This is a genomic window from Rhodococcus baikonurensis, assembly GCF_040489275.1.
GTDB lineage: Bacteria > Actinomycetota > Actinomycetes > Mycobacteriales > Mycobacteriaceae > Rhodococcus_F > Rhodococcus_F baikonurensis.
On record NZ_JBEUOQ010000009.1, the window covers coordinates 21,034 to 32,369 of the forward strand.

8 protein-coding genes are annotated in these 11,336 nt (G+C 63.6%); 6 read left to right on the top strand and 2 right to left on the bottom strand.

All coding sequences use genetic code 11. The features are described 5' to 3' along the window. Positions 1-353 precede the first annotated feature (353 nt). The 3 genes from gltB to ABWI03_RS20695 all read left to right on the top strand — a co-directional run bounded on the left by gltB (position 354) and on the right by ABWI03_RS20695 (position 7,477). Positions 354-4,952: a glutamate synthase large subunit gene (gene gltB, locus ABWI03_RS20685; RefSeq protein ID WP_083058061.1), complete on the top strand. Its 4,599-nt coding sequence runs from the start codon at positions 354-356 to the stop codon at positions 4,950-4,952. Further along, complete coding sequence (locus ABWI03_RS20690; RefSeq protein WP_166810343.1) at positions 4,945-6,396, top strand: glutamate synthase subunit beta; 1,452 nt, start codon at positions 4,945-4,947, stop codon at positions 6,394-6,396. The genes gltB and ABWI03_RS20690 overlap by 8 nt, the downstream gene beginning before the upstream one ends. A gap of 184 nt (positions 6,397-6,580) precedes the next feature. Further along, entirely contained in the window at positions 6,581-7,477 is an 897-nt protein-coding gene (locus ABWI03_RS20695; RefSeq protein WP_172436506.1) for a cutinase family protein, read from the top strand. Here the strand turns inward: ABWI03_RS20695 and ABWI03_RS20700 are convergent, their stop codons facing one another. Then, positions 7,478-8,026, bottom strand: coding sequence for a DUF732 domain-containing protein (locus ABWI03_RS20700; protein WP_298774688.1), 549 nt, complete (start codon positions 8,024-8,026; stop codon positions 7,478-7,480). A 258-nt stretch (positions 8,027-8,284) separates the two neighbouring features. On the opposite strand from ABWI03_RS20700, the gene ABWI03_RS20705 reads away from it, so the two are divergent. Further along, entirely contained in the window at positions 8,285-9,112 is an 828-nt protein-coding gene (locus tag ABWI03_RS20705) for a hypothetical protein (protein WP_298774686.1), read from the top strand. Between the two features lie 149 nt (positions 9,113-9,261). Then, the gene (locus tag ABWI03_RS20710) at positions 9,262-9,987 is read left to right on the top strand and encodes a hypothetical protein (protein WP_298774681.1); all 726 of its coding nucleotides are present in this window, start codon (positions 9,262-9,264) and stop codon (positions 9,985-9,987) included. 1 nt (position 9,988) lies between these two features. Here the strand turns inward: ABWI03_RS20710 and ABWI03_RS20715 are convergent, their stop codons facing one another. Beyond that, positions 9,989-10,891, bottom strand: a complete 903-nt coding sequence (locus ABWI03_RS20715; protein ID WP_124566961.1) for an SDR family NAD(P)-dependent oxidoreductase — start codon at positions 10,889-10,891, stop codon at positions 9,989-9,991. Positions 10,892-10,962: 71 nt separating this feature from the next. On the opposite strand from ABWI03_RS20715, the gene ABWI03_RS20720 reads away from it, so the two are divergent. After that, positions 10,963-11,253: a putative quinol monooxygenase gene (locus tag ABWI03_RS20720; protein WP_298774677.1), complete on the top strand. Its 291-nt coding sequence runs from the start codon at positions 10,963-10,965 to the stop codon at positions 11,251-11,253. Positions 11,254-11,336: the final 83 nt, after the last annotated feature.

An 11,336-nucleotide genomic window follows, 5' to 3' on the forward strand; every position in this document is an offset into this window, starting at 1 on the left:
TATCCTGTGAATCGGAACTTCTCTGCACAGACGCAGCTCCGAAATCTGTCGAGGGGCCTTCTGGCTCCCTGCATCGCCGCAGTTCAGAGCAATTATAGGGCTACCTTAGTTGCGCCCGTGCCGGGGTTCTGAATTATCGTTTTCGTTACACGGTTGACTCACAAAAGTTTCAACCGACCGAAGACTCACGTCGCCGGGTGCCAGAACGCACACCATCGCGTCTGCGCAGGGCGGCTACTTCGGTGGTACCGAACACATCGTCGTGTCGGTGCTTTGAAGGACTTGCATTGCAAGTTGATGGCCATCAGCGCTGCTGGTCGTCGGTGCATCTTTATGGCATACGAAGGCTGGGTATGAAGCAACTTCCAGGCCCCCAGGGCCTCTATCACCCGTCCAATGAGCACGACTCCTGTGGAGTCGCATTTGTTGTCGACATGCATGGTCGCCGCAGCAGGGACATCGTCGAAAAGGCGATCACCGCTCTGGTCAACCTCGAGCATCGCGGCGCTGCCGGATCAGAACCCAACACGGGTGACGGTGCGGGCATTCTGCTGCAGGTTCCCGACAAGTTCTTCCGAGCTGTCGTGGACTTCGCGCTGCCCGCCGAAGGCGCGTACGCAACCGGTATCGCATTCCTCCCGCAGGGCGACGCCGATGCACACGAGGCTGCTGCTGCAGTCGAGAAGATCGTCGTCGAAGAGGGCCTGAAGGTTCTCGGCTGGCGCGAGGTCGGAACCGACGACTCCTCGCTGGGCGCACTGGCGCGCGACGCGATGCCGACGTTCCGTCAGATCTTCATCGGCTCCGAGGGTGACAAGTACACCGGCATGGATCTCGAGCGTCGTGCATACGTGGTGCGTAAGCGCACCGAGCACGAACTCGGCTCCGAAGGCGCCGGCAAGGGTGGCCCGGGTAGCGAGACCGTGTACTTCCCCAGCCTGTCCGGCCAGACGTTCGTCTACAAGGGCATGCTCACCACCCCGCAGCTCAAGGGTTTCTACCTCGATCTGCAGGACGATCGTGTCGAGAGCGCACTGGGCCTGGTCCACTCGCGCTTCTCCACCAACACGTTCCCGTCGTGGCCGCTGGCGCACCCGTTCCGCCGGGTCGCTCACAACGGTGAGATCAACACCGTCACCGGCAACGAGAACTGGATGCGCGCTCGCGAGTCCCTCATCGACAGCGACGTCTTCGGCGGCCGCGAGAACCTGGACAAGATCTTCCCGATCTGCACCCAGGGCGCCAGTGACACCGCTCGTTTCGACGAGGTGCTCGAGATGCTGCACCTCGCCGGCCGCAGCCTGCCGCACGCAGTTCTCATGATGATCCCGGAAGCCTGGGAGAAGCACGAGAGCATGGACCCCGCTCGTCGGGCGTTCTACGAGTACCACTCGGCTCTCATGGAGCCCTGGGACGGACCGGCGTCGGTGTGCTTCACCGACGGCACCGTCATCGGCGCCGTGCTGGACCGCAACGGTCTGCGTCCGTCGCGTCTGTGGATCACCGAAGACGGCCTCGTCGTCATGGCGTCGGAGGTCGGCGTTCTGCCGATCGATCCGTCCACCGTGGTCCGCAAGGTCCGCCTCCAGCCGGGCCGCATGTTCCTCGTGGACACCGCGCAGGGCCGGGTCATCAGCGACGAGGAACTGAAGAACGAACTCGCTGCCGAGCACCCGTACCAGCAGTGGATCGACGAAGGTCTGATCCACATGGACGACCTGCCGGACCGTCCGTACACGTACATGTCGCACGAGCGCGTCGTGCTGCGTCAGCAGCTCTTCGGTTTCACCAACGAAGAGGTCAACCTGCTGGTCAAGCCGATGGCTCTCTCCGGTGCCGAGGCACTGGGCTCGATGGGTACCGACACTCCGATCGCCGTGCTCTCGTCACGTCCCCGGATGCTGTTCGACTACTTCTCGCAGCTCTTCGCTCAGGTCACCAACCCGCCTCTCGACGCGATCCGTGAAGAGGTTGTCACCAGCCTCGGCGCGACCATCGGCCCCGAGGGCGACCTGCTGCACCCGAATGCGGACTCCTGCAAGCAGATTGCGCTCCCGCAGCCGATCCTGCACAACGACGATCTGTCGAAGCTCGTTCACGTCAACGACGACGGCGAATTCCCGGGCTTCCGCAGCGTCGTGATCCGCGGCCTGTACCCCGTCAAGGAAGGCGGCGACGGTATCCGTCGTGCGCTCGAGGGCATCAAGTACCAGGTCTCGCAGGCAATCGAGGGTGGCGCACGCATCGTCGTGCTCTCGGACCGTGAGTCCACCGAGGACTACGCGCCGATCCCGTCGCTGCTCCTCACCTCGGCCGTGCACCACCACCTGGTTCGCGAGAAGTCGCGCACCAAGGTCGGACTCATCGTCGAGGCCGGCGACGCCCGCGAGGTGCACCACATGGCGCTCCTCATCGGCTTCGGTGCCGCAGCGGTCAACCCGTACATGGCTTTCGAGACCATCGACGAGTTCCTGCAGAACGGCGAGCTCGAGGGTCTGACCCTCGAGAAGGGCATCGCGAACTACATCAAGGCAGCCGGCAAGGGTGTCCTGAAGGTGATGTCCAAGATGGGCATCTCGACGCTCGCGTCGTACACCGGTGCTCAGCTGTTCCAGGTCATCGGCCTCTCGCAGGAGCTGACGGACGAGTACTTCACCGGTCTGCAGTCGCAGCTCGGTGGCATCGGCCTCGACCAGATCGCAGCCGACGTCGAAGCACGTCACCGCATCGCGTACCTCGATCGCCCCGAAGAGCGCGCTCACCGCGAGCTCGAGGTCGGCGGCGAGTACCAGTGGCGTCGTGAAGGCGAGTACCACCTGTTCAACCCGGACACGGTCTTCAAGCTCCAGCACGCAACTCGCACAGGTCAGTACGAGGTGTTCAAGGAGTACACGACCATGGTCAACGACCAGTCGGAGCGCCTTGCCGCTCTGCGTGGTCTGTTCGATTTCAACATCGGTAAGCGGCCGTCGATCTCGATCGACGAGGTCGAGCCGGCCAGCGAGATCGTCAAGCGTTTCTCGACGGGTGCGATGAGCTACGGCTCCATCTCCGCCGAGGCTCACGAGACTCTCGCCATCGCGATGAACCGTCTGGGCGCCCGCTCCAATTCCGGTGAGGGCGGCGAACATCCGTCGCGCTTCACGCCGGACGAGAACGGCGATCTGCGTCGCAGTGCTATCAAGCAGGTCGCGTCGGGACGCTTCGGTGTCACCTCGCACTACCTGAGCAACTGCACCGACATCCAGATCAAGATGGCGCAGGGAGCCAAGCCCGGTGAGGGCGGCCAGCTTCCGGCTCACAAGGTGTACCCGTGGGTGGCCGAGGTTCGGCACTCCACGCCTGGCGTCGGCCTGATTTCGCCGCCGCCGCACCACGACATCTACTCGATCGAGGATCTCGCTCAGCTGATCCACGACCTGAAGAACGCCAACCCGCAGGCCCGCATCCACGTGAAGCTGGTCTCCGAGGTCGGCGTCGGAACCGTCGCGGCCGGTGTCTCCAAGGCACATGCCGACGTCGTTCTGATCTCCGGTCACGACGGTGGCACCGGTGCCACCCCGCTGACCTCCGTCAAGCACGCGGGCGCACCGTGGGAGCTCGGCCTCGCCGAGACCCAGCAGACGTTGCTGCTCAACGGTCTCCGTGACCGCATCGTGGTGCAGGTCGACGGCCAGCTCAAGACGGGTCGCGACGTCGTCGTCGCTGCCCTGCTCGGCGGCGAGGAGTTCGGTTTCGCCACCGCACCGCTGGTGGTCTCGGGCTGCATCATGATGCGCGTCTGCCATCTCGACACCTGCCCCGTCGGTGTCGCGACGCAGAACCCGTTGCTGCGTCAGCGTTTCAGTGGCAAGCCGGAATTCGTCGAGAACTTCTTCATGTTCATCGCCGAAGAGGTTCGCGAGCTTCTCGCGGAACTCGGGTTCCGCACGCTGCTCGAAGCCGTCGGCCAGGTCGACATGCTGGACACCACGCGCGCTCTCGATCACTGGAAGGGAAGCAAGGCAGGCAATCTCGATCTGTCGCCGATCCTCACCCAGGTCGAGTCCGCGTTCATGGACCAGGACGTCCACTGCACCGGCACGCAGGATCACGGTCTCGACAAGGCACTCGATCAGCAGTTGATCGTTTCGGCCCGCAACGCACTCGACAAGGGTGAGGCGGTCTCCTTCGAGTCCGCGATCACCAACGTCAACCGCACGGTCGGCACCATGCTCGGCCACGAGGTCACCAAGGCGTTCGGTGGAGAGGGCTTGCCCGAGGGCACCATCGACATCACGTTCACCGGTTCCGCCGGTAACAGCTTCGGTGCTTTCGTGCCCAGCGGTATGACCCTGCGCCTGCACGGCGACGCCAACGACTTCGTCGGCAAGGGTCTCTCGGGTGGACGCATCGTCGTACGCCCGCCGCTCGATGCAGCGGAAGGCTTTGTCGCCGAGGACAACATCATCGGTGGCAACGTCATCCTGTTCGGCGCCACCAGTGGCGAGGCTCTGCTTCGCGGTGTCGTCGGCGAACGCTTCGCAGTCCGTAACTCCGGCGCCACTGCCGTCGTCGAGGGTGTGGGCGATCATGGTTGCGAGTACATGACGGGTGGAAAGGTGGTCATCCTCGGAGCCACCGGACGTAACTTCGGCGCCGGCATGTCCGGTGGCGTCGCGTACATCTACAACCCCGACAAGGCTTTCGAGAAGAACCTCAACACCGAACTGGTGGACCTCGAGGATCTTTCGGGCGACGACTTCACCTGGTTGAAGGGCGCCATCGAACGTCATCGCGACGAAACCGGCTCCGAGGTTGCCACGCGCATCCTCGCTGACTGGTCGCAGCAGGTGGGTCACTTCGCAAAGGTGATGCCCCGCGACTACAAGAAGGTTCTTTTGGCCATCGCGGCCGCAGAGAAGGATGGCAAGAACGTGGACGAGGCAGTTATGGAGGCAGCTCGTGGGTGATCCAAGCGGCTTCCTGAAGCACACGTCGCGCGAACTTCCGGTTCGCCGGCCGGTGCCGTTGCGCCTGCTCGACTGGAAAGAGGTCTACGAGGAGTTCCCGAAGGAAACCCTCAAGACCCAGGCCAGCCGTTGCATGGACTGCGGAATTCCTTTCTGCCACAACGGTTGCCCTCTCGGAAACTTGATTCCCGAGTGGAACGACCTGGTTTACAAGGACCACTGGCACGACGCCATCGAGCGTCTGCACGCGACCAACAACTTCCCGGAGTTCACCGGTCGTCTGTGCCCCGCACCCTGTGAGGCGTCCTGTGTCCTGGGCATCAACCAGGATCCGGTCACCATCAAGCAGGTCGAGGTCGAGATCATCGACAAGGCCTTCGACGAAGGGTGGGTCAAGCCGGTTCGCGCCGCGCACGCCACCAACAAGAAGGTCGCAGTTGTCGGCAGTGGTCCGGCCGGTCTGGCTGCAGCGCAGCAGCTGACCCGCGCCGGTCACGCAGTGACGGTCTTCGAGCGGGCAGACCGCATCGGCGGCCTGCTGCGCTACGGCATCCCCGAGTTCAAGATGGAGAAGCGGCACATCGACCGCCGTCTCGAGCAGATGGAAGCCGAAGGCACCGTCTTCAAGACCAACGTCAATGTCGGCGTGGACATCACCGCGGACGAGCTGCGCGAGCAGTTCGACGCAGTGGTTCTGGCCGGCGGCGCCACCGCAGCTCGCGATCTGCCGATCCCGGGCCGCGAACTGGACGGCATCCATCAGGCGATGGAGTTCCTGCCGATCGCCAACCGCGTGCAGTTGGGCGACCTCGACGCTCCCACCATCACCGCTGAGGGCAAGAAGGTTGTCATCATCGGCGGCGGCGACACCGGAGCCGACTGCCTCGGCACCTCGCACCGTCAGGGCGCGACCAGCGTCCACCAGTTCGAGATCATGCCGCGTCCGCCGGAGACTCGCGCCGAGCAGACTCCGTGGCCGACGTACCCGCTCATGTTCCGCGTGGCTTCCGCTCACGAGGAAGGCGGCGAGCGTCTGTTCTCCGTCAACACCGAGAACTTCGTCGGTGAAAACGGCAAGGTCACCGGTCTCAAGGCTCACGAGGTCGAGATGAAGTCGGGTCGCTTCGAGAAGGTCGAGGGCTCGGACTTCGAGCTCGAAGCCGATCTCGTGCTCCTGGCCATGGGCTTCGTCGGTCCCGAGAAGCCGGGTCTGCTCACCGATCTCGGTGTCGACTTGAACGAGCGTGGCAACGTCGCCCGCACGTCCCAGTGGAACACCAACGTCGACGGTGTGTTCGTGGCCGGCGACATGGGCCGCGGTCAGTCCCTGATCGTCTGGGCCATCGCCGAGGGACGTTCCGCAGCAGCCGCTGTGGACACCTACCTCGAGGGCGTCACGGCCCTTCCGTCACCGATCCACCCGACAGCGGCTCCGCAGCGCTAGAGGCTCTCACAAAGCCGCACCCCACCGCATTCGGTGGGGTGCGGCTTTGTTTCTGCAAGCAATTCGCACGATCTGTAACAAACCTTCATCAATCGTGCATCGGACAGACACAACGCCCAGACAGTATGATTCCGGAGCACCGATAGTGGTGTATGGGTTGCTGAAGGTAAATCAGGGGAGTTTCATGCGTGCGAGGCGTCTCGTTGCGGTGTTGTCGGCACTAGCTGCAGCAGTAGTGGTACCGGTTGTCAGTTCTCCCGTGGCGTCGGCTGATCCCTGCCCCAGCCTGTACGTCGTGGCCATCCCGGGAACGTGGGAGCCCTCGGGCACCAGGCCCGGCGCCGGCATGCTCGCCCCGGTGACCAACGGGCTTCCGGGCTCCGTGCGGACCGATTACGTCACCTACTCGGCCACGGCCTTCCCGTGGGAGTCCAACGTCTACGCCAAGTCGAAGCAGCAGGCAGTCGACAATGCCCGCGGCATGATCGGTGCCATGGCTGCCTCGTGCGGAGACACTCGCTTCGCGATCGTCGGATACAGCCAGGGTGCCGACGCGGCAGGCGATCTCGCCGCCGAGATCGGAACCGGCATCGGCGTTGTTCCCCCGACTCGCGTCGAGGGCGTCGGTTTGCTGTCCGATCCCCGTCGTTCCGAGTCCGACGTCCTGATCGGCCCCGCTGTCGGCGGTAACGGTGCCAGCGGCCCGCGTATCGGTGGATTCGGTTGGCTGTCAGGCAAAACGGTGACGCTGTGCGCGGTCGGTGACCTGTACTGCTCGACGCCCAAGGATGACTTCGTGATGCGTCTGGCCGGATTCATGGCTCAGGCGTCCGATCCCACTCCGGCCAGTGCGCTCGCGCTGCGCGACGAAGCAGCCGTGATCGTCAACGATCTGATCACCGCAGGCGGGCTCCCCGCTCTGATGGCCCAGCTCGATCCGGGCGCGAACTCGCGTCGCATCGATCAGCTGGTCGACTTCTACGGCTCACAGGTCCACACCGACTACACGCGTTACGTCGTTGACGGCGCGGGCAATTCGGCGACGTCCTGGCTGCACAACTGGTTGGCCGGCAAAGCCTGATCAGCAGTACGTCTGCTCCGCGGTGTCGACGTAGATCTCGGCGATGCGCTGCGAGGACATCGGCGTGATCTGCGAGTACACCTCGCCGACGGAGTTGAACTCCGCGAGTACGTCGGACCGCGGCATACCGTCGGCAAGTGCCTTGCAGGTGCCGTCGGCGTAGAGGATCTCTGCGGAATCCATTCCGGCGGGCGGGATCCCGGCCAGACGCAGAGCGGCGATGTACCGCTGTCCCTTCTCGCCCGCGTTCGCGACGATCTCTTCCGGTGAGCGTGCGTCGATCGGTGCGTTCGCCGGAGGCGCTACCGGTAGTGACACCGCCGGCGGAGTCGATTCGACGATGCTCGGCGCTGCTTCCGCAGGTGCGGCGAGTGGGCTGGTCGGCAATTCGGGGAGCGAACTGGGGGCAGTCGAACTCGACGTTGCCGCCACCGTGGTGCTGGTGGCAGCAGAAGTGGATTCCGCTGCGTCGCTCTCGGATTGGCTGCTGCAGCCGCTGAGGAGTAGGCCCGCTGCCGCGACGCAGAGGACCAGTCTGTTCGTGTTCATCACCCGTGAGTGTTACACACCGTACCGCTTAGTTTGTCCGTTTTAAGGAAACTCCCTTTTGCCCTGTTTTTAAGTCGAAGTCCTGTGATATACATCTGTTCAGTTGTTACTTGTGAGTAGGAGCACACCGCAGAGACCTTGTCGGCGGCGGTCGAAACACAAGCAATGACTGCGAGTTTCGTCCCCCATCACATAAACGGCAGGGAGAAATCAGTGCAGAAATCTCACAAGAACGGCAACAGACGTCTCGTAACGCGCGTGGCCGTTATTGCAGGTACCGCAGGTGCAGTGCTGGCTTTTGCAGCGCCGATGGCCTCGGCTCAGGACCCGGTCGACAATTCGGTACCGGGCGCCGCAGTGTGTCCGGCTACTGCCGAATCCTGTGTGTCGGTGGTGGTTCAGAGTGGAACCTTCGACAACAACGGCTTCAACCTCCCGATCGGAAAAGGCGACATGATCATTGCCGCCGAGGCCGGCTCCGGTGAAGGTGAGTCCACCGTTCTTCTCCCGCGCGACGACGGACACAACGGTGTCTACTCCAAGCCGCTGACGGTTCCCGGCGGCGTTTTGGGAATCGATCTTCCGTTCGGCAATCTCTTCGGCCTGGCCGCAGTAACGGCCGAGGTGGAGGCAACGGCTGCGCCGACGCTCAACGGCATCATCACCGACATGGATCTGAGCATCCCGGTGCGGATGAAGATCAACAACGCGTTCCTCGGTGACAACTGCTACCTGGGTTCCGCAGCGGCGCCGGTGAATCTCCGTCTCGCGCCTGACCCGTCGGTGGTGCCGACCTACACGGTGCTTCCGTCGACTGCGCTCAAGGTGAGCCCGGTCGGGAACGAGGCCACCGGCTTCGCGCTTCCCGCCGCCAGTGGCTGCGGGCCCTTCGGAGTGCTGAATCCGATCGTCAACTGGCGCGCAAAGGTGCCGGCCACGTCGGGAACCTCGCTCAGCACGATCGCCGACGCCTACCTGTACCCGGGCGGCCTCACCGGTAGCGATCCTCTCGACGATCTCGGTGGCGGAACAGGATCCAGCGGTTCCAGCGGCTCGAGCGGTTCGTCCGGAAGCTCCGGTTCCTGAAACTCGAAGGCCCAGACGCAGCGGTGGTGACGGAATGTCATCACCGCTGCGGCGTCCGACCTGTAATAACCTGTGCCTCAGGGTGGGCGAAGGCGGCACTCCATCAGGAGGGCCTGCGCGGCCACGAAATCACAGGGGAGTCCTCAAACATGTTTCGAGACAGCGTTCTTGCCGGTCCGGTCCTGCGGCGGGGTGTGACGGCACTGGCCGTTGCGGCCGCAGCCACCATGTTTGTCGGCACTGCAGCAACGGCGGAGCCGGCAGCAGTCGCCGGTGAGGTGTCCGCGGACTCCATCGCGGCAGCCCGTGCGCAGGCCATCGGAACGACGGTCACCGTCGTGGGAACCGCGACCACGCCGTCCGGAGTATTCGAATCCAGCTTCTACGACAAGGGCTTTGGTCTCCAGAGCGGCAATTCGGGCATCTACATCAGCGATCCGAACAACTCCGGGATTGCTCTCGGCGATCAGGTTCAGGTCACCGGAGTCCTCGCGGACCAGGAAGGTCTGCTCGTCGTTCGCCCGACTACCGTCGAGGTAATCGGCACGACTACCCAGATCAGCCCGGCGCGACTGCCCCTCAATGCAATCGGTGAGGGCAGCGAAGGTCGTCTCGTGACAGTGTCCGGAATCGTGAGCGGACCCGTCGTCGACGATCTGCCGTACGGCCACAAGATCCTGGTGTCCGGCGTCGAAGGAAACACCGTCATCTTCGTCAACACCCAGACCGGCATCGACGTCGACGCCATTGCGGTCGGACGCCCGATCACCGTCACCGGTTTCAGTGGCCAGTACGCCAGCACCTACGAGGTTCTTCCCCGTTCGGAAGCCGATGTGCAGCAGGGTTTCACGGGCAGCCTGAGTTTCGGAAGCTGATCTAGATCTCGAACCGAGCTCCGACGCGCATCGACCCGGGAGACAACCGGCTGATCGTGCGTCCGAGCTTGGCTTCGACGGTCACGGGTACGACCGCCTTGTTCGTGCGAACCGCTTTCACGATGGCACTGGCGACTCGGTCGGGGGTGAAGTTGCGCTTGCGGTAGAAGTTGTCGACCTTGGTCTGATTCTCGAGTTGTTCTTCGGCGGTGGTCCCGGCGAACTCGGTGGTCTTGAGGATGTTCGTGTGCACGAGGCCGGGGCAGATGGTGCTGACGCCGATGCCGTGTGGAAGCAGCTCTGCCCGTAGGCAATCCGAGAGCATGAATACTGCCGCCTTGCTTGTCGAATATGCGGTGAGGGCCTTCTGGGGTGTGTACGCGGCAGCCGAGGACAGGTTGACGACGTGTCCGCCGGTTCCCCGGTCGATCATCATCGGGGTGAATGCCCGGCAGCCGTAGACAACTCCCCAGAAGTTGATGTCCATGACGCGCTCGAACTGGCGTTGCTCGGTGTCGGCGAACGTCCCGGAGAACCCGATCCCGGCATTGTTGACGACGATGTCCGGCACGCCGTGATGCGCCGCGACGGTCTCCGCGAACCGAATCACGGCCTGCTCGTCGGACACGTCCACCTGGTAGGCGTGCGAACCGCCACCGAACACCGCTTCGGCTCCGCTGGCCTGAGTGGGTGTGTTGATGAGCGCCGCAGTGTCCTGCGCGCTTTCGAGGTTGATGTCGGAGACGACGACGATAGCTCCCTGGGCCGCGAAGGCGAGGGCCGTTTCACGCCCGATGCCGCTGCCCGCACCGGTGATCACCACCAGCGTGCCGGTGAGATCGCGCAGTCGACGCTGCAACTTCGATCCGCGTCGCCAGCCGGTGACGTCCTTCAGTAGCCCCATTGGTTGCCCTTTTCGTGTGTACGTTTGTGGCGTGCGTCTCTAGCTGACTTCCTCTCTGCGAAAGGTATCCGATGAGCGAGCTTCGTGTAGTTGCAACCATCCCGGCCAAGTCCGGTTCCGAGGACGACGTCCGATCGGCTCTGACAACTCTCGCGGAGGCGAGTCGGTCCGAGGTCGGCTGTGTGTCGTACGAGCTGTTCGAGTCAGCGGCTGCGCCCGGCACCTTCGTAACGATCGAAACTTGGCGCGGGCAAGAGGAGTTGGATGCCCATATGCAGTCCCCGCATTTGCAGGCAGCGCTTGCCGCTGCTGGTCCGCTCCTCGACGGCGCTCCGGCGATTCATCCGTTGAAAGGCGCCTGAATCAGAATGAATTCCTGACCTTCGCTAAGGGTCTGACCTGCGAATGTCGCTCGAAAGCTGACCAATTGTCGCGCTTCATTCCA

Bases quoted from the DNA above. Each gene is read 5' to 3' on its own strand.
- ABWI03_RS20700 (WP_298774688.1), bottom strand. From the start codon at position 8,026: ATGAACACGAACAGACTGGTCCTCTGCGTCGCGGCAGCGGGCCTACTC.
- gltB (WP_083058061.1), top strand. From the start codon at position 354: ATGAAGCAACTTCCAGGCCCCCAGGGCCTCTATCACCCGTCCAATGAG.
- ABWI03_RS20710 (WP_298774681.1), top strand. From the start codon at position 9,262: ATGTTTCGAGACAGCGTTCTTGCCGGTCCGGTCCTGCGGCGGGGTGTG.
- ABWI03_RS20695 (WP_172436506.1), top strand. From the start codon at position 6,581: ATGCGTGCGAGGCGTCTCGTTGCGGTGTTGTCGGCACTAGCTGCAGCA.
- ABWI03_RS20715 (WP_124566961.1), bottom strand. From the start codon at position 10,891: ATGGGGCTACTGAAGGACGTCACCGGCTGGCGACGCGGATCGAAGTTG.
- ABWI03_RS20720 (WP_298774677.1), top strand. From the start codon at position 10,963: ATGAGCGAGCTTCGTGTAGTTGCAACCATCCCGGCCAAGTCCGGTTCC.